The 19,263-nt window shown below is 34.6% G+C and carries 12 protein-coding genes; 6 read left to right on the forward strand and 6 right to left on the reverse strand.

Annotated elements, in window-relative coordinates:
* Positions 1 to 68 precede the first annotated feature (68 nt).
* Positions 69 to 1,415, forward strand: a complete 1,347-nt coding sequence (locus OZP10_RS11510) for a deoxyguanosinetriphosphate triphosphohydrolase (RefSeq protein ID WP_177211060.1) — start codon at positions 69 to 71, stop codon at positions 1,413 to 1,415.
* Positions 1,416 to 1,489: 74 nt separating this feature from the next.
* On the opposite strand, the gene OZP10_RS11515 is transcribed toward OZP10_RS11510, so the two are convergent.
* From OZP10_RS11515 to OZP10_RS11525, 3 genes are read right to left on the reverse strand one after another with little or no spacing between them, the layout of a single operon-like run.
* Positions 1,490 to 2,491 (reverse strand): DUF3078 domain-containing protein, encoded by a 1,002-nt coding sequence (locus OZP10_RS11515; protein WP_281634743.1) that lies wholly within the window; start codon positions 2,489 to 2,491, stop codon positions 1,490 to 1,492.
* A gap of 31 nt (positions 2,492 to 2,522) precedes the next feature.
* Positions 2,523 to 4,310: a 1-deoxy-D-xylulose-5-phosphate synthase gene (locus tag OZP10_RS11520; protein ID WP_281631047.1), complete on the reverse strand. Its 1,788-nt coding sequence runs from the start codon at positions 4,308 to 4,310 to the stop codon at positions 2,523 to 2,525.
* Between the two features lie 52 nt (positions 4,311 to 4,362).
* Positions 4,363 to 4,998 (reverse strand): hypothetical protein, encoded by a 636-nt coding sequence (locus OZP10_RS11525; protein ID WP_281631048.1) that lies wholly within the window; start codon positions 4,996 to 4,998, stop codon positions 4,363 to 4,365.
* A gap of 61 nt (positions 4,999 to 5,059) precedes the next feature.
* Here OZP10_RS11525 and OZP10_RS11530 point away from each other — a divergent pair, with 61 nt between their 5' ends.
* The 3 genes from OZP10_RS11530 to pbpC all read left to right on the forward strand — a co-directional run bounded on the left by OZP10_RS11530 (position 5,060) and on the right by pbpC (position 13,982).
* Positions 5,060 to 5,503 (forward strand): nucleoside deaminase, encoded by a 444-nt coding sequence (locus OZP10_RS11530; RefSeq protein WP_198854603.1) that lies wholly within the window; start codon positions 5,060 to 5,062, stop codon positions 5,501 to 5,503.
* A gap of 190 nt (positions 5,504 to 5,693) precedes the next feature.
* Positions 5,694 to 11,378, forward strand: coding sequence for an alpha-2-macroglobulin family protein (locus OZP10_RS11535; protein ID WP_281631049.1), 5,685 nt, complete (start codon positions 5,694 to 5,696; stop codon positions 11,376 to 11,378).
* Positions 11,379 to 11,606: 228 nt separating this feature from the next.
* Complete coding sequence (gene pbpC / locus OZP10_RS11540; protein ID WP_281631050.1) at positions 11,607 to 13,982, forward strand: penicillin-binding protein 1C; 2,376 nt, start codon at positions 11,607 to 11,609, stop codon at positions 13,980 to 13,982.
* 6 nt (positions 13,983 to 13,988) lie between these two features.
* On the opposite strand, the gene OZP10_RS11545 is transcribed toward pbpC, so the two are convergent.
* The 3 genes from OZP10_RS11545 to OZP10_RS11555 all read right to left on the reverse strand — a co-directional run bounded on the left by OZP10_RS11545 (position 13,989) and on the right by OZP10_RS11555 (position 17,158).
* The gene (locus OZP10_RS11545) at positions 13,989 to 14,792 is read right to left on the reverse strand and encodes a hypothetical protein (RefSeq protein WP_281631051.1); all 804 of its coding nucleotides are present in this window, start codon (positions 14,790 to 14,792) and stop codon (positions 13,989 to 13,991) included.
* 146 nt (positions 14,793 to 14,938) lie between these two features.
* Positions 14,939 to 16,483: an Rne/Rng family ribonuclease gene (locus tag OZP10_RS11550; protein WP_281631052.1), complete on the reverse strand. Its 1,545-nt coding sequence runs from the start codon at positions 16,481 to 16,483 to the stop codon at positions 14,939 to 14,941.
* A 384-nt stretch (positions 16,484 to 16,867) separates the two neighbouring features.
* Positions 16,868 to 17,158 carry an HU family DNA-binding protein gene (locus OZP10_RS11555; protein ID WP_007805026.1) on the reverse strand — a complete coding sequence of 97 codons (291 nt, stop codon included), beginning with the start codon at positions 17,156 to 17,158 and terminating at the stop codon, positions 16,868 to 16,870.
* Positions 17,159 to 17,298: 140 nt separating this feature from the next.
* Here OZP10_RS11555 and mutY point away from each other — a divergent pair, with 140 nt between their 5' ends.
* Together mutY and OZP10_RS11565 are read left to right on the forward strand one after the other, a co-directional pair.
* Positions 17,299 to 18,333 (forward strand): A/G-specific adenine glycosylase, encoded by a 1,035-nt coding sequence (gene mutY, locus OZP10_RS11560; RefSeq protein WP_281631053.1) that lies wholly within the window; start codon positions 17,299 to 17,301, stop codon positions 18,331 to 18,333.
* 488 nt (positions 18,334 to 18,821) lie between these two features.
* Positions 18,822 to 19,262: a single-stranded DNA-binding protein gene (locus tag OZP10_RS11565; protein ID WP_008466647.1), complete on the forward strand. Its 441-nt coding sequence runs from the start codon at positions 18,822 to 18,824 to the stop codon at positions 19,260 to 19,262.
* The last annotated feature ends 1 nt before the right edge of the window (position 19,263 follow it).

Consider the following 19,263-nt stretch of genomic DNA (forward strand, 5'->3'; position numbering starts at 1 on the left):
ATTTTTGAAGTCTTAAATCAAGATTTAGATCATCAATCTAAAATCTTTAATCATCAATCTAAAATCAAATGAACTGGGAACAGCTATTATCATTAAAACGTCAAGGCGATACAAGCAAAAGATTACGTGTAGAACAAGATGATACTCGTTTGGGATTTGAAGTAGATTATGATCGAATTATTTTTTCTGCTGCTTTTAGAAGTTTACAAGATAAAACACAGGTTATTCCGCTTTCTAAGACAGATTTCGTTCATACACGCTTAACGCACAGTTTGGAAGTTTCGGTTGTTGGGCGCTCGCTAGGGCGTTTGGTTGGAAAAAAAATCATTGAAAAATATCCTTACCTGAAAGAAGTTCACGGTTATCACATGAACGATTTTGGAGCTATTGTAGCCGCGGCTTCGTTGGCGCATGATATTGGAAATCCGCCTTTTGGGCATTCTGGTGAAAAAGCAATTGGAGAATATTTTTCTATCGGAAATGGACAAAAATATAGAAATCAGCTTACAGATAAACAATGGCAGGATTTGATAGATTTTGAAGGAAATGCCAACGGATTTTCAGTTCTTACAGCAAGCCGTCCGGGAATTGAAGGTGGACTTCGTATTTCGTATGCAACCTTGGGAGCTTTTATGAAATACCCAAAAGAAAGTCTTCCGAAAAAGCCAACCAATAATATTTCTGATAAAAAATATGGATTCTTTCAGTCTGATAAATTATTCTTTGAGGAAGTAGCCAAAGACATGGGAATGATAGCCAATAAATCTGGTGAAGATATTGGTTTCGAAAGACATCCTTTGGCTTATTTAGTCGAGGCTGCAGATGATATTTGCTACACCATTATCGACTTTGAAGACGGAATTAATTTAGGTTTAGTTTCTGAAGATTTTGCTTTAGAATATTTGATTAATCTCGTAAAAGACAATATTGGGGTTTCTAAATACAAATCATTAACCACAAAAGAAGACCGTATTAGTTATTTACGAGCTTTGGCTATCGGAACTTTAATTAATGATGCTGTAAATGTCTTTGTTGAAAATGAAGAAGCAATTCTTGCAGGAAACTTTCCGTATGCTTTAACAGACAAAAGCAAATACAAAGCACAGATGAATGATATCATTAAACTAAGTGTTGAGAAAATCTACCAAAGCCGTGAAGTGATAGAAAAAGAAATTGTAGGTTATCAAATCATTCAAACATTATTGGATAAGTTCATCACAGCATTCAATAATAAATATGAAGGAACGGCTTCAAATTATGACAAATTGATTTTGAAAATGCTGCCAGAGAAACACCATTTAGATAAAACTAATTTATACGAACGTTTATTGCATATTTGTCACTACGTTTCGCTTCTAACAGACGGAAACGCACTTGAATTATACGAAACAATTCAAGGACAGAAAAAGCGTTAAATCTATTCTTCTGCAATAAAAAATGCCTCTTTCAAAATTAACGAAAGAGGCATTTTTTATTATTCTTATTTTATTTATTTGAAAGCATAAACCAGACCAACTCCTAGAACTTGTCTTAATTGCATTCTTGGGCCGTCATTTACCTGAGTTGTTGTTCCTGTAGTTGGATCAACAACATCTTTTTTGGTTTTAATATCATCATCATAAATTAGGTGAACACCGATATTAGCCTTTACGTAAGCATTAACAACAAGATCAAGACGCGTATCATAATCAATATCGACATTTCCGAATTTGTTTAAGTAATCGGTATATAAACTTAATCTGTTTTCGTAAAAAACGTTTTTATAGATTTCGTTTTTCATATAAGCTGTAAAAAGAATACCAAATTCGGCTTTTACCTTTTGGCCATTTTCAATCAATATTTGCTGAGTAGGGTCTAACGGGTCTGGTGCGTAAACCGCTTTTTTAACCCCGAAAGAACCTTGGTCTGCAAGATATTGATCAAGTACTAAAGTGGTTTTTAATGTAATAGGAGAGAAGTAAAATACTCTGTTTTTTTCTTTGTTTGAATTCTCTGCTCCGGCTCCTAGAAAGATATATGCTGGTGCGAAAGGTTTAGAAATGGCAACATCACGGTTTGGATAATTATAACCATCTGTAAATTGTGTGTTGAAATTTAATTTAGAAGAGTAGTACCAGTCTGAAGCAGTATCTTTTCTGAAACCATAAGTAGAGTTAAACTGAAAGGCGTCGTCTGTTTTTCTTAACTCAATTCCGTCTTGTTTATTTAAGCCATATTTTACAATAAGCTCGTTTACCCATTTATGGTTTTTCTTGGTGTAGGTTCTTCCAAATTCACCTTTAAATAATCCTGAAATAGAACTTGTTCCCCCCGCGCTCCAGTTTACAAAAGCAATTTCGGAAATGTCAAAACCAACCTGATTCTTTCTGCTCCAGTTGGATGGCGGTTTAGGTGCTTGATTCGGGCTTAAAGTGGTTTGTATAATCTGGGCAAAGTTATTAGAAGTACACAAAAGCAATAATAGCAAAAGGGTAGAACGCAATAATTTCATTAGGTAATTTTTTTTTGGTGTCGCAAAATAATTATTTTGAACCGTTAGAAAAAAGATTTATTAAACTTTTAACGTCAATTTTACACAATTGTTGCAGTTGGTTTACCGTTCCATGTTCGATAAACTCGTCTGGAACACCCATAATTTCAATAGAATTTCTAAAATTATTTGATGCTGCAAACTCCAAAATTGCACTTCCAAAACCGCCATTTTTAACCCCTTCTTCGATTGTAATAATACGTTCAAAAGTTGAAAAAACAGAATTTAATGTGTTGTAATCTAGTGGTTTAATAAAACTAAAGTTATAATGCGCAATCTCTTCAGAATTTATTGATTCTTTAAGTGCTTCTATAACATTATTTCCAATTGTTCCGGCCGATAGCACAGCAACTTTCGTACCATCTTTCAGGCATTTTGCCTCGCCCCAGTTTATTTTTTCGTAATGTCCGAAATTTTCTATTTCCCAATTTGGCAAAACTCCGCGACCTCTTGGATATCGAATTGCGATGGGATGATCAATCCCTAATTGAACGGTATACAAAATATTTTGAAGTTCAATTTCGTTCAGTGGAGCATAGATAACCATATTCGGAATCGAACGCAGATACGCGATATCAAAAACACCATGATGCGTTGCGCCATCTTCGCCAACTAAACCTGCGCGGTCCAAACAAAAAATTACAGGTAAATTTTGCAATGCCACATCATGAATCACCTGATCGTAGGCACGTTGTAAAAATGTGGAGTAAATGTTGCAATACACAATCATGCCCTGAGTTGCCATTCCTGCTGCCAGCGTTACGGCGTGTTGCTCAGCAATTCCAACATCAAAAGCGCGTTTTGGGAATTCATCCATCATAAATTTTAAGGAACTTCCAGATGGCATGGCAGGAGTGATTCCGATTATTTTTTCATTCTTTTTGGCTAAATCTAAAATAGTCAAGCCAAAAACATCCTGATATTTAGGCGGAAGATTTTCTTCCGATTTTAAATGAATTTCTCCAGTTGAAGCGTCAAATTTTCCAGGCGCATGATATTTTACCTGATTTTCCTCAGCCTGCTGCAATCCTTTTCCTTTTGTAGTTACAATATGAAGGAATTTTGGACCTTTTATCTTTTTAAGACGATTTAATTCTTTGATTAATTTAGGAAGGTCATGACCGTCTATTGGCCCTGAGTAATCAAAATTCAAAGATTTAATGATATTATTCTGGCGCGGATTTTTGCCGTTTTTAACCGAAGTAAGGTATTTTTTTAAAGCACCAACGCTCGGATCAATTCCGATGGCATTATCGTTTAGAATCACCAAAATATTGGCATCAGTTACTCCGGCATGATTTAAACCTTCAAAAGCCATTCCGCTGGCAATAGAGGCGTCTCCAATAACTGCAATATGTTCTTTGTCGAAATTACCTTGTAGTTTGGAAGCAATCGCCATTCCAAGTGCGGCAGAAATAGAAGTGGAAGAATGCCCAACGCCAAAAGTATCGTAAATACTTTCGCTTCTTTTCGGAAATCCGGAAATTCCTCCGATCTGTCTGTTGGTATGAAAAATTTCTCTTCTTTCGGTCAATATTTTATGGCCGTATGCCTGATGCCCAACATCCCAAACCAATAAATCATCTGGAGTATTAAAAACGTAGTGTAAAGCAATGGTGAGTTCTACAACGCCCAAACTTGCGCCTAAATGACCTTCCTTTACAGAAACGATATCAATAATAAACTGACGAAGTTCTTGAGCAACTTGAGTAAGCTGTTCTTCTTTTAAAAGACGCAAATCGGCAGGATTGTATATGTTGGAAAGTAAATCGCTTTTCATTGTAAGGTAAAAAGCAAATTTACGGTTTTAAATTTAATTTTCTTGCGGAGTCTTATTTCAATAAAATAGGTACAGAATATTGCATTCTAACTTTTTTTCCATTTGACTCTCCAGGTTGCCATTTCGGACATAAACTTAAGACTCTGATAATTTCTTTTTGCAGTGGCTCTTCAACGGCTGGAGAACATTCAAGAAAAGATACCGAACCGTTTTTTTCTACTGCGAATGCGAGAGTGAAATTGAGTTTCCAATAGCTTACGTCTTCTGGTTTTTTATATTCTTTCATGAAGAAGTTATGAAATTGTTCAATACCACCAGGGAACTCAGCATTTGTATTTGAGATGGGTTTTAGAGTTGATGAAGAATCATCTTTTTTTACTGTATTCTGTTCAGAGATTTTATCCTTAGTAGATTCTCCAGATACTGTTGGTATAGTTTTCTTTAATTCAACTTGTTCAACTTTTAGCGCAGACGATTGTGTTTGTTCTAATGTCTTTCTGCTTATAGTCGTATCTAAAGAATGTGATTTTGCTGCTGTCGTATCAGTGACAACTTCAAAATTGTCAATTTTCGATTTTTTATCTTCTTTGTTTTGGCAGCCGAAAAAAAGTACAGTTATAACCGCAAACAGCATTGGCAGAATCAATTTGTAGTTTGTTTGAACAGTTATTCTATGTTTTCTTTCCATATTCTATTATCACGATTTAAAAGTAATAAAAAATAAGTTCTAAAATCCTATTTTTGCAAGTATGATAAATCCTTTCACCGACGAGTATTTTATGAAAAAAGCTTTGCAGGAAGCAGAAATCGCTTACGAAAAAGGCGAAATTCCTGTTGGAGCTATAATTGTTGTGGCTGATAAAGTAATTGCAAGAAGTCATAACTTGACAGAATTATTAAATGATGTTACAGCTCATGCCGAAATGCAGTCTATAACCGCAGCGGCAAACTTTCTGGGTGGGAAATATTTAAAAGACTGTACACTTTATGTAACGCTTGAGCCTTGCCAAATGTGTGCGGGTGCTTTATATTGGAGCCAGATTTCCAAAATTGTTTTCGGTGCACGCGACGAACAGCGCGGATTTTTGAATATGGGAACAAAATTGCATCCAAAAACTACGGTTGTTTCTGGTGTAATGGCAAATGAAGCTGCAGATTTAATGAAACGTTTTTTCTTGGAAAGACGTAAATAATCGTTGAGTATCTCTACAGTAGTCTGTATCCTTCAACAAAAGTTAAATATTTTTATTTCGGAATTTTCTTCTTAAAATAAGAGGAAAATAATTTACTTTTATCGTAATTTAATTTGTATTTTGGTGTTAAGGCTTTTAGCGCTAAATCGCATTAAATTCTCAATTTGTTAACCATTAACTCTAGATAAAAGTGAAGGCAAAAGGATTATTTCTCGTATTTTTTGTGTTTTTTATTTTTCAATCCTGCGGGCGCAAATCAGCGGCCGATTTTAATTCCGATTTTTCATTATTCAAAGACTACATTACTAGTTTTACTGGCGGTATCGTTTCTGCAGATTCTGATATTCGAGTGGTTTTGGCATTCGATAAAAACGATTGGAAACCTAATCAAGAATTGGACGACGATTTGTTTGATATTTCGCCGAGTGTTCACGGAAAAGTCATAGCACTTTCGACAAATACCTTAGCTTTTATTCCAGAGAAAAAACTCAAAATGGGAACAGAATATCAAGTTACTTTAAACTTAGATAAGCTGACAGCCATTCCTAAAGAGAAAGAAAAAGAACTTTCTAAATTCAACTTTACAGTTAAAACCGTTAAGCAGGATTTTACCATCAATACAGGTGACATTCAATCATACAGTAAAGAATACCAATATTTAAATTGTGTTTTAAAAACAGCAGATAATATTGATCTTGAAACAGCTCAAAAACTTGTTGAAGCCAAACATAATGGAAATAACCTTAAACTTAAATTTGAGAAAACAAACGGCCCTGCTAAAGAATTTCGTTTTATAATTGACAGCATTCAGCGTCAATCAGAAGCTTCTAATTTGGAAATTATTTACGACGGAAATGATTTTGATATTGATCAAAAAGGACAAATCGATTTTCCGATTACGAGTATCAACGAATTTAAAGTTATAAAAGTTGAAGTTCCAGACGGAAATAATCAGCAGGTTTTGATTAATTTCTCTGAACCATTAGAAAAAGGTCAGGATTTTGCAGGATTGGTTTCGATTCAGAATACCAATAATTTGAAATTTTCCACACAAGGTAATTTACTTAAAGTATATTTTACAAACCAAAATACCTCTAAAAAGCAAGAACCTGTAGCAGTAGCTGTGCAAGAGCCAGTTGCAGTAACTGTAGATTCCGCAGCAGTTGTAGTCGATTCTGCTGCAGTAGCAGTTGATTCTGCCGCCGCAGTTGTAGAAGATGCTGTTGAATATGTGCCAGACGAAGAACCAGAACAAGTTGTTACGGGCGAATTATTATTGGAAGTTTTTCAAGGGATAGAAAGCCAATATGGCAAAAAACTAGAAAACAATTATTCTGAGAAAATTTCTTTTGATCAGATAAAACCAAATGTTCGTTTTATTAAAAACGGAACAATTCTTCCAAGTTCTAACAACTTAAAACTGAATTTTGAAGCTGTAAATCTAAGTGCAGTCGATGTAAAGGTTTATAAAATCTATAAAAACAATATTCTGCAATTTCTTCAATACAATGAATTAAACGGCGGACAAAATCTCAAGAAAGTCGCCCAGCCAATTGCCAAAACAACCCTGAATTTAAAAGAAAGCACGCTCGTAAATCTGGCAAAATGGAATACGTACGCTTTAGATTTATCTAAAATTATCAAACCAGAACCAGGAGCGATTTACAGAGTTGAATTTGTTTATAAAAAGAAATACTCGCTTTACAAATGTGAAACTTCGGAAGGAAATGACGACGAAACCGAGGAAGAAGAAGTAGATGAAAATGACGTGAACTATAGTGGCAACTCTTACGACGATTATTATTACGATGATTACGATTGGAGAGAAAGCCAAGATCCTTGTACAGGATCTTATTATTACAATGCCAGAATTGCGACTAATATTTTAGCATCAGATTTAGGAGTTATTGCCAAAAGAGGCGAAAACAAATCGTACTTATTTGCTGTAAATAATATTGTTACAACAGAACCAGTTTCGAATGCAAGAGTAGATTTGTATAATTTCCAACAGCAAAAAATAGCGACCGAAGCAACAAGCAGTGAAGGTATTGCTTCTTTCCAGCTGGACAAATTCGCTTATTTTGCTATTGTAACTTTAGGAGACCAGTCTACTTATGTAAAGTTGGACGATGGGCTTTCATTGTCTGTAAGTAATTTTGATGTTGCTGGAGAGACTTTACAAAAAGGCTTAAAAGGATTTATTTACGGAGAAAGAGGTGTTTGGCGTCCTGGAGATAATTTGTATCTGTCATTTATTTTAAATGATGCAGCAAATAAACTTCCGAAATCACATCCAATTAAATTCAGATTAAACGACCCGAATGGTAAAACAGTTTATCAGACCGTTCAAAAAACAAATGATCTAAACCATTACGCTTTTATAGTGCCAACAAATCAAGATGCTCCAACAGGGAATTGGGAAGCAATGGTGAGCGTTGGTGGAGCTAAATTCTATAAGAGCATTAAGATTGAAACCATCAAACCAAATCGTTTAAAAATAAAAAATACCTTTAGCAGAAAAACACTTTCGGCTTCTTATCCAAATACGGATAATCTTGAAGTAACGTGGCTTCACGGTGCAATTGCTAAGAATTTGAATGTAGAGATGCAGGCTAAATTCTCTCAACAAAGCACAACATTTAAAGGTTATGAAAAATATACTTTTGATGATTTGGCTCGTCAATTCAGCACAGAAGAAATCAATATTTTCTCTGGGAAATTGAATGAAAATGGAAAAGCTTCAGTAAACATCCAGCCAAGATTGCAAGGTCAAGCACCAGGAATGCTTCGTGCTTCATTCATTACAAAAGTGTATGAAGAAGGAGGAGATTTTAGTACCGATGTGATGTCGATAACTTATTCTCCGTACAAAACGTATGTTGGACTTAAAACGCCAGAATTGAATAAGTATAGCATGCTTGAAACGAGAACAAACAATCGTTTTGAAGTGGCTACGGTTGATGAAAACGGAAGACCAAAATCAGTTCGCAATCTCGAAGTAAGAGTTTACAAAGTAGACTGGAGATGGTGGTGGGATTCTTCAAGCGATAATTTATCAAATTACAACTCTTCAAATGCAACGACTTCATACAAGACTTTTGTCATCAATACGGATTTTAACGGAAAAGGAAGTTTCCAATTTGCTTTGACTGACGAAGAATGGGGACGTTATTTAATTCGTGTGGAAGATGGAGAAAGTGGCCATGCAACTTCTTTGACCGTAAATATCGACTGGCCAATCTGGTCTGGAAAAACAAGAAATAGAGATGCATCTACAGCTAATATGTTAGTTTTTTCTACCGATAAGAAAAATTATGCAGTGGGAGAAAAAGCACAGATTTCTTTCCCTTCAAGTGAAGGCGGACGTGCTTTAATTTCGATCGAAAATGGTTCAAGAGTTGTACAGACTATTTGGGCTGAAACGAAAAACGGAGAAACAAAAGTTGAAGTTCCGATTACAGGAGCAATGGCACCCAATGTATATTTTAATATTACATTATTACAGCCACATGCTTCAACCAAAAATGATTCGCCAATTCGTATGTATGGAATTGTGCCGATTGAAGTGGTAGATAAAAACACCATTTTGGCACCGACTCTTAATATGCCAGACGTATTAAGACCAGAACAGCCATTCACGGTAAAAGTAGGCGAGAAATCGGGTAAAGAAATGACGTATACAATTGCAGTTGTAGATGAAGGTCTTTTGGATTTAACTCGTTTTAAAACGCCAAATGCGTGGGATAGTTTCTATGTTCGTGAAGCTTTAGGTGTAAAAACGTGGGACATTTACGATGATGTAATTGGAGCTTACGGGGGAAAAATAAATCAGATTTTCAGTATTGGTGGTGACCAGGATTTAGGAGGCGGAAAAGCTAAAAAAGCCAATCGTTTTAAACCTGTAGTATTATATTACGGACCATTTAAATTAGGAAAAGGAGAAACAAAATCGCACGAATTAAAACTGCCAAAATATATTGGTTCAGTTCGAACAATGGTTGTAGCGGGAGATGCAAATACAAGCGCTTACGGAAGTGTTGAAAAAGCAACTCAGGTTAAGAGTCCGTTGATGGTGTTGGCCTCGTTGCCAAGAAAAATTTCACCTTCTGAAAAAGTAACGTTGCCAGTAACTGTTTTTGCAACTGAAAATAAAATCAAAAATGTTTCAATTCAGGTAAAAACCAGCAACGGATTGAAAGTAATGGGAAGCGCGGTTCAAAAACTAAGTTTTGCACAGCCAGATGAGAAAATGGCTTATTTTAATTTGGTTGTAGGTTCTGCGACTGGAATTGCAAAAGTTCAGGTAATTGCGACATCTGGAAGCGAAAAATCAACTTATGATGTCGAAATCGATATGACGAATCCAAATCCGGTTACGAGCACTTTTACAGATGTTGTTTTAACGCCAAACAGTACAAAAACTATTTCTTGGAAAACATTTGGAATCGCTGGAAGCAATAAAGCAAGATTGGAAGTTTCGTCAATGCCGTCAATGAATTTGAATGGAAGATTACAATTCTTAATTCAATATCCGCATGGTTGCGTGGAACAGACAACTTCGTCAGTATTCCCGCAATTATATTTAGGCGATGTTGCTGATATTGATGCGAAACGTAAAGATTTAATTCAAAAAAATATTGCAGCCGGAATTCAGAGATTAGGTAATTTCCAATTATCAAATGGAGGAATGCCTTACTGGCAAGGAAATGCAATTGCAGACGATTGGGGAACTTCATACGCTGGACATTTCTTAATTGAAGCAGAGAAAAAAGGGTATGTATTGCCAATAAACTTCAAATCAAAATGGTTAGGTTATCAGCAGAAAGAAGCGAAACAATGGCGATTTGAGCCTAAATATGGAAATGATCTAGCTCAGGCGTATCGTTTATACACTTTAGCTTTAGCTGGAAATGCCGATTTATCATCAATGAACAGATTGCGTGAAACAAAAGGTATTTCGAATGAAAGTATGCTTCGTTTGGCAGCGGCTTATGTTTTAGCAGGTCAGAAATCAGCAGGACAAAGTTTGTTCTTAAGAACTAGTATTGATGGAAGTTCAGATGAATACAGTTATTACTATTATGGTTCAAACGAAAGAAACAGAGCAATGGCTCTTGAAACGATGCTTCTTTTAGACCAGAAACAAAAAGCATTCGTAACTGCGACAAAATTAGCCAAAGAAATGTCAGCCAATCAATGGATGAGTACGCAAACAACGGCTTACTGTTTATACGCAATGTCGAAATTTGCAGTAAGCAATGGTCCAAAAGGAATCAACATTCAGTTTAGTAAAAACGGTAAAGGCGAGACCATAAACACAGGTAAATCAGTTGCAGATCGCAGTTTATCTGTTGCTTCAGGTTCAAACAGTATTACGTTGAAAAACAATAAAGCCAATACGGTTTATGTTCGTGTGTTAAACACAGGAATTTTGCCAATCGGACAAGAAAATGCGGTTCAAAGTGATGTTATCGCTTCTATAGTTTTCAAAAACAGAAAAGGAAGCGTAATCAATGTTTCAAGAATTAATCAAGGAACTGAATTTGTGGCTGAGGTTACAATTAAAAACCAAAGAGGAGAAAGTGTTCAAAACGTGGCATTATCACAAATTCTGCCTTCAGGATTCGAAATTGTAAATACTCGTTTTACAGATTACGGAGATGCTGTAAACAACATTGCAGATTATATTGACATTCGTGATGACAGAACTAATTTCTATTTTGGAATGAAGGCCAGAGAAACCAAAGTTTTCAGAATTCTGCTAAATGCATCGTATTTAGGAAACTATTATTTACCTGGATTGCAATGCGAAGCAATGTATGATAATACTTTCCTAGCCCGAACAAAAGGATTTTGGGTTGAGGTTGTGAAGTAATTTTTTTTTGCCACAGATTATACAGATTAGCACAGATTTTAAAATCTTTTTTAATTCTTTAATCTGTGGCAAAAAACTTTGAGAACTTAGCAAAAAAAAGTCTCCCGCAGATTTTGCAGATCAAGTAGATAATATAAGATTTCCTGAATCTGCGAGAAAAAACTTTGTGTCCCGATAGCTATCGGGATTGCGTAAATCTTAGCGTCTTTGCGGTTAAAAAAATAAGGATTGAAAAATAAATTAAAAGCGTTTTTCCAGCGCATAATAAATTGGATAAAAAGAAACAAAATAAAATCAGCAATTGCATTTCTGCTCTTGCTGATTTACTATTTTTCAATACCTCGAACTTTGTTCAAAGAACCATATTCTACCGTTATAGAAAGCAAAGAAGGAGAACTTCTCGGGGCTAAAATTGCCCGAGATGGACAATGGCGTTTCCCTGCGCAAGACAGCGTTCCTGATAAATTCAAGAAATGTATTGTTTATTTTGAAGACGAATATTTTTATAAACATCCCGGTTTTAATCCCGGTGCAATGATTAATGCTTTTAAACAAAACAGAAAAGCAGGAAAAGTTGTCAGAGGCGGAAGTACGCTGACTCAGCAAGTCATTCGATTATCCCGAAAAGGAAAAAACAGAACCTATTTCGAAAAAATAATAGAAATTATTCTAGCAACTAGATTGGAGTTAGGATATTCTAAAAATGAAATTCTCGAAATGTATGCAGCGCATGCGCCATTTGGAGGAAATGTCGTAGGATTAGAAATGGCTTCATGGCGTTATTTCGGAGTGCAGTCTAATCAGTTGTCTTGGGCAGAAAATGCAGTTTTAGCAGTTTTGCCGAATGCACCAAGTCTAATTTATCCTGGAAAAAATCAAATCAAATTATTCAACAAACGAAACCGACTTTTATTAAAACTGTATCAGGAAGGTATTATCGATAAACAGACGTACGAACTTTCGATAGAAGAACCTTTGCCTCAAAAGCCATATGATCTTCCTCAAATTGCACCTCATTTGTTGCAAAGAGTAGCTAAAAACGAAGAGGGAACGAGAGTAAAAACGACGATTGATTATGCTTTGCAAAATAGGGTCAATCAAATCGCGAGATATTATTACAATCAGTACAAGCAGAATGAAGTTCATAATTTAGCTATTTTAGTAATCGATGTTCATAATAGAAACGTAATGAGCTATGTTGGGAATTCTCCGGCAGATTCGAATCATCAAAAAGATGTTGATATTATTGATGCGCCAAGAAGTACTGGAAGTATCTTAAAACCGCTTTTATATGGCGCAATGCTCGATGATGGCGAATTGTTGCCGAATACTTTAGTTGCTGACATTCCAACACAAATTTCAGGATATACACCTCAGAATTTTAATTTAACTTTTGATGGAGCTGTGCCTGCACATCGCGCTTTATCACGTTCGTTGAATATTCCTGCGGTTTTGATGCTTCAGGAATTTACTGTAAACAAGTTTTATGAAGAATTACAGAAATTCAAATTAAAAAACATCAATAAAACTCCTGATCATTATGGTTTGTCGCTGATTTTGGGAGGTGCTGAAAGTAATTTGTGGGATTTATGTCGAACATATGCAAATCTTTCATCAACGATCAATTATTATACTAAAAATAAGAACAAGTATCGAACTAATGAATTTACCAAACTTAACTATAAAAACGATTTTAAGCCCGATTTTGGATCAGAAACCTATCAGAAGAATATTTTGGGCGCTGGATCAATTTGGTTAACGTATAATGCAATGGAAGAAGTCAATAGACCAGAAGGAGATGAAGCTTGGAAGTTTTATGACAGTTCTCTTAAAATTGCATGGAAAACAGGAACGAGCTTTGGGAATCGTGACGCTTGGGCTATTGGAACCAATTCAAAATATGTGGTCGGAATTTGGGTGGGAAATGCGACGGGAGAAGGAAGACCAACCTTAACAGGAGTAACCAGCGCAGCACCAATTTTATTTGACGTTTTTAATTTACTGCCAAGACAACGATGGTTTGATACGCCGTATAATGATTTAGCTGAAGTTGAGGTTTGCCGTCTAAGCGGTTATTTGGCAAAAGACAACTGTCCGAAAATCAAACAATGGGTTACTAAAAAAGGTAAATCGACCAAGGTCTGCCCATATCACAGAACAATTCATTTAGATAAAACAGAGCAGTTTCAGGTAAATAGCAGCTGCGAGAGTATCGATAATATTGTAACTAAAAACTGGTTTGTACTGCCTCCTGTTATGGCTTGGTATTATAAAAGCCAGCATATTGAATATTTGTCGTTACCGCCATTTAAAGAAGGATGCGAAGGAACACAAGCCACTACAATGGACTTTATTTATCCGAAAGCGAATAGTAAAATCTATTTGACAAAGGACTTTAACAGCAACGTACAGCCCGTAATTTTGAAAGTAGCGTATTCTGAAAGGGATAAAGAATTGTTTTGGTATGTTGATGATGTTTATAAAGCCACAACCAAAACATTTCACGAATTGCCTATTACACCCACAACAGGAACGCATTACATTACGGTTGTGGATGCTTCTGGGAATGAAATAAGAAGGAGAATTGAAATTGTGAGGGAGTAGAATTTATTACATGATTTTGAATTTGCCATATACATTTTTATTGTTTGTAAATCGGAACGTAATTGAAGTGGTAAATCCCTGATAAGTTGGAATTTTTTCTTTGTTATAGGGAAGTGAATAACCTAAGCCTAAATCTATCATCTTTAAAAAGGTTACGCCTCCCATTGCATATGCATATTTAGTAGAGCTCCCAGCTTTTAAAAATAGAAAATATTCTGTATTAAATGATAAATGAAGATCTGGAAGGCCATAATATTTGTCATTGTAGCTATTTGTAATTCCGTACCCAGCACCTATGAAGAGTTTGTTGTCAGTATGGCAATCTAAACAAAATTCCATACCCGCAGTTAAAAGACTTTTGTTGGCAATTGAATAATTTAAATAAAGTATAGGCCAATCTGGGATCCTAAATTTTGGTGTAGTATTGTTTTCTCTGTAGTTAAATTCTTTTGTTTCAATTGTGTCGTCGTTTTCATTATACCATTTTGCTTTCCCAACTAAATAGTTGCCATTGTAATCTTTAGAATAGCCTTGAAATTGTATTTTATTACTATTTAAATAGTAGTCTTTAATTGTAAAAAGAGAGTCAGTATTCTTTATTTTATATCCTACAGCATCTTTTGTTTTTATTTTTAAAGGCTTAATTCTGTAATAAAAAGCGACTTCTTTGGTAGATATTTTCCATTGTTTATCAAAAAAGAGAGTATCGTTTTGCGCAGTCACTTTCGAAGAAAGCAAAAAAAAGATTGTTATAAGAGGGTAAATGGCATATTTTTTTTTCTCATAACTATAAGTCGTAACAATTTTCATTTATTATCTTTTAAAGATTATATAAACTTACTTTAAATATAAATATTTTGTAAACGCATAAGCTTTTTTTATGTTAGTATACGACATAAAAGATGTTATAAAAAAGCACAAAAAAACCGCCAATCTCACGAAAGGCGGTTTTTGATTTATTCTGAAATAACATTTCCTTTTTTATCATAGAAATGGTATTCTAAGTACGTGTAAGCGTCACGAGGTATGATTTTCACCCATTTCTTATGTTCAAAAAACCATTTTGAACGTAATGATGGAAAACCTTTGCTGAGGTATGCAGCCACAAACGGATGTGTATTTAACACAACTTTATTGTGGGTTTTTAAAAGTCTTTCTAAATCAGCGGTGATCTTATCAATGATTAAAATTGGAGCTTCAATTTCACCATTATGTTTGTTAGGATCTTCCTCTCTGGTTTTGATATTCACTTCTGGTCTTACGCGCTGTCTTGTAATCTGGACCAAACCAAATTTACTCGGCGGTAATATTTTATGTTTTGCTTTATCGTCGCTCATTTCTTCTCGCAAGAAGTCGAACAAAACTTTCCTATTTTCAGGATTAGACATATCGATAAAATCAACTACGATTATACCACCCATATCACGAAGACGAAGTTGTCTTGCGATTTCTGCAGCGGCAATCATATTAACTTCCATGGCTGTGTCTTCTTGGTTGGTTGCTTTGTTGGAACGGTTTCCGCTATTTACGTCTATAACGTGAAGAGCTTCAGTGTGTTCTATAATAAGATAAGCACCTTTACTCATGGAAACAGTTCGCCCAAAAGAAGTTTTGATTTGTCTCTCTATATTGTATTTCTCGAAAATTGGAGTGTCATTTGATTGATAAAACTTAACAATCGATTGTTTTGAAGGTGCAATTTCTTGCAGATATTCCTTCGTTTGATGGTACAACTCTTCATCATCTATTTGAATACCGCTGAAGGTATCATTGAATACATCTCTTAATATCGAAGAAGCTCTGTTAAGCTCTCCTAATACTTTTGATGGATGATGAGCAGTTGGTAATTTTTTACACATTGCAGACCATCTGCCTAGCAGGTTCTGCAAATCTTTTTCTAATTCGGCTACGTTTTTGCCTTCGGCTACTGTGCGAACAATAACACCAAATCCTTTAGGTTTGATCGATAGAACAAGTTTTTTTAGACGATCCTTTTCTTTTTTGTCTTCTATTTTTTGAGAAATAGAAACACGATCAGAAAAAGGAACTAGAACGATAAATCTTCCGGCAAGAGAAAGCTCAGCACTTATCCTTGGACCTTTGGTCGATATCGGCTCTTTAACTACTTGAACTAAGACAGATTGATTGGCACTTAAAATATCAGTAATGATGCCATCTTTGTCAATCTCTTTTTCAAACTGAAAGGTTTTTAGGGAGAAATCTTTTAATTTACCTGCGCTTACAAGTTTTATGAATTTCAGTTGAGAAGCTAGATTTGGACCCAAATCATGATAATGTAAAAAGGCATCTTTTTCGAAACCTACATTTACAAAAGCAGCATTAAGTCCAGCAACTGGTTTTCTGATTTTGGCAATAAAAATATCACCAACCTGAAAGTTGCTTTTTTCTTCTTCTTTGTGTAATTCAATTAGTTTTCCATCTTTTAATAAGGCAAAATCTACTGCATCAGAACTAGATCTAATGATTAATTCTTTATTCACACTGTAAATTTTTATCTGTTTTTTCAGAAAATAGAGAAAAGAGAAAAGAATATAGACTTAGTAAAAAATCTAAAATCTGAAATCTAAAATCTAAAATCTTATCTACAGATGGATTAAACAATATTTTTAACAGGTATTGAACCCGGGGAAAATCAGCAGGCAGTTTGCAGTTCTAAGTAATCAGTAAACTGAATACTAAAATCTGATGACTGAACACTAATCTTCAATTTCAATGAACGTTTAAAAAGAAAAAAGTAGTTTAAAACTACTTTTTCTTTTTGTGGCGGTTAGCTCTCGCTCTTTTTTTACGTTTGTGAGTAGCTACCTTATGTCTCTTTCTTTTTTTACCACTTGGCATATTGTGTCGATTTATGTTAATTAATATTATTTTGCTTCGTTGTTTGTTTTAACCCCTTCTACAAAAACTTTTGCAGGTTTAAACGCAGGAATGTTGTGTGCTGGAATTTTAATAGTAGTGTTTTTAGAAATGTTTCTTCCAGTTTTTTCAGCTCTAGTTTTAACGATAAAACTACCGAAACCTCTAAGGTATACATTGTCTCCAGTTTCTAAAGAAGTCTTAACTTCTTCCATAAAAGTTTCTACTGTTGCTTGAACGTCTCCTTTTTCAAGACCTAGTTTCTCTGAAATCTTCGCTACGATATCTGCTTTCGTCATTTTCTTTCCTATTTTATTTTATAAATGGTGTACTATTTTTTTGAGTTTGCAAATATAGGAATTAAAAAAATAATTAATCAAGCTAATTCGTTAAATTTTAATTACATAAACATTTACTTTTGCAATCTAAGTATTTTGCAATGGATTTTCATAACATATTGATAAAATGGTATTTACAGAACAAGCGTGATTTACCGTGGCGAAAAACGGTCGATCCGTACCAAATTTGGCTCTCAGAAATTATGCTTCAGCAGACACGAGTTGCGCAAGGAATGCCCTATTTTTTTTCGTTTACTAAAGAATTTCCTACAGTAAAAGATTTAGCAGATGCTTCAGAAGAGAAAGTTTTGAAGCTTTGGCAAGGTTTGGGATATTATTCTCGTGCTCGAAATCTTCATAAAACGGCTCAATATATAAGTGATGAGTTAAATGGTATTTTTCCTGATTCTTATAAAGAACTTTTAAAACTAAAAGGAGTTGGAGAATACACAGCAGCAGCAATTGCTTCTTTTTCTTATAACGAATCGGTTCCTGTGGTAGATGGAAATGTGTTTCGAGTATTGTCGCGTTATTTTGATATTGAGTCTGATATAGCGCTTCCGGCAACCAAAAAAGAGTTTGCTGCCTTGGCTGAGGAATTAATGCCTAAAGATAATCCTGCAATTTTTAATCAGGCGATAATGGAGTTTGGTGCGTTGCAATGCGTGCCCAAAAGTCCTGATTGTTCTATTTGTGTTTTTAACGAAAGCTGCGCCGCATTGCAAAAAGGAAAAGTAAATATGCTTCCTGTAAAATCTAAAAAACTTAAAGTAACCAATCGTTACTTTAATTATTTGATTTTAGAAGATGTTTTAGGAAATACGCTAATTCAAAAAAGAACGGCAAAAGGAATCTGGCATAATTTATATGAGTTTCCTTTGTTAGAAACAGAAGCTATTGCCGATTTTGATTTGGTTTCTAAAAAAGCTAAGAGCGAAATTTTTTCAGGTTATACCATTATAAGTATAGAGGATTACAGCGAATCGACCTTGATACATAAACTTTCGCATCAGCACCTGCACATACAATTCTGGAAAATTAAAGTAAAAGAGGAAATTAAAAACGGAGTGGATTCTCAAAAATTGAAAACTTTTCCTTTTCCTATTGCGATATATAATTTTATAGAAAAGCAATAATTTCATTTAAAAAAGTATCCGTTTCTTGTCTCATATGCGTATAGAAGCATCTTTAAAAATATAAAAAAGAAAAAACCACCAATAGCCATTTCGCAAGCCGAGGACGCTGCTTTATGTTGTGCATTTCTTTTTTTTAAATAAATTAAAATGCCTAATAAGGGAATTAAAAATGATAGTATTTTTAAAATAGGATGTAGATCTTTTTCGGATTGATGGCTGTTAAATTCGTAATTCATAAATAAAATTTTAATAAAAATATAGTCCTGTAAAAGTAAGAAAAATACTAAAATATAATTAATTGAATTTGATAAGTTTTAGAAGATTTGTACATAAATGGACGGAATAATTTATCAAAAGTAAATTATTAGTTAATTAGGCCAGGAAATATAGAGTATATAGTAAAATAAAAATCTGGATATATAAATTAAGAAAAGCAAGAAATAAATTGCTAAAAAAATGTATCTTTGGGAGAAATACCACCAAAAACTATGAACGGAACATTAAATAAAGTGATGCTTATTGGCCATTTAGGCGATGATGTAAAGATGCATTATTTTGATGGAGGAAACTGCATCGGACGTTTTCAATTGGCTACCAATGAGGTGTATATCAATAAAACGACCAATGAAAAGATTACTTCGACAGAATGGCATAATTTGGTTGTGCGTAATAAAGCCGCAGAAATTTGCGAAAAATATCTTTCTAAAGGAGATAAAATTTATGTCGAAGGAAGAATAAAATCTCGTCAGTGGCAGACGGAAGATGGAACGACAAAATATACTACAGAAATTCAGGTTACAGAGTTTACTTTTCTGACTACCAAAAAAGAAACTGCATATACAAAACAAAACCAAGATGTGGAGTCAGCAAAAAATACTAACTTTGATGCTGCTAATGAAGGGCTTCCGATTAATGATCTGCCTTTCTAAT

This window comes from Flavobacterium luteolum (genome assembly GCF_027111275.1).
Lineage (GTDB): Bacteria > Bacteroidota > Bacteroidia > Flavobacteriales > Flavobacteriaceae > Flavobacterium > Flavobacterium luteolum.

Coding starts and splice junctions, on each gene's coding strand:
- OZP10_RS11545 (WP_281631051.1), bottom strand. CDS start 14,792: ATGAAAATTGTTACGACTTATAGTTATGAGAAAAAAAAATATGCCATT.
- OZP10_RS11520 (WP_281631047.1), bottom strand. CDS start 4,310: ATGAAAAGCGATTTACTTTCCAACATATACAATCCTGCCGATTTGCGT.
- mutY (WP_281631053.1), top strand. CDS start 17,299: ATGGATTTTCATAACATATTGATAAAATGGTATTTACAGAACAAGCGT.
- OZP10_RS11525 (WP_281631048.1), bottom strand. CDS start 4,998: ATGGAAAGAAAACATAGAATAACTGTTCAAACAAACTACAAATTGATT.
- OZP10_RS11515 (WP_281634743.1), bottom strand. CDS start 2,491: ATGAAATTATTGCGTTCTACCCTTTTGCTATTATTGCTTTTGTGTACT.
- OZP10_RS11565 (WP_008466647.1), top strand. CDS start 18,822: ATGAACGGAACATTAAATAAAGTGATGCTTATTGGCCATTTAGGCGAT.
- OZP10_RS11530 (WP_198854603.1), top strand. CDS start 5,060: ATGATAAATCCTTTCACCGACGAGTATTTTATGAAAAAAGCTTTGCAG.
- OZP10_RS11555 (WP_007805026.1), bottom strand. CDS start 17,158: ATGACGAAAGCAGATATCGTAGCGAAGATTTCAGAGAAACTAGGTCTT.
- OZP10_RS11510 (WP_177211060.1), top strand. CDS start 69: ATGAACTGGGAACAGCTATTATCATTAAAACGTCAAGGCGATACAAGC.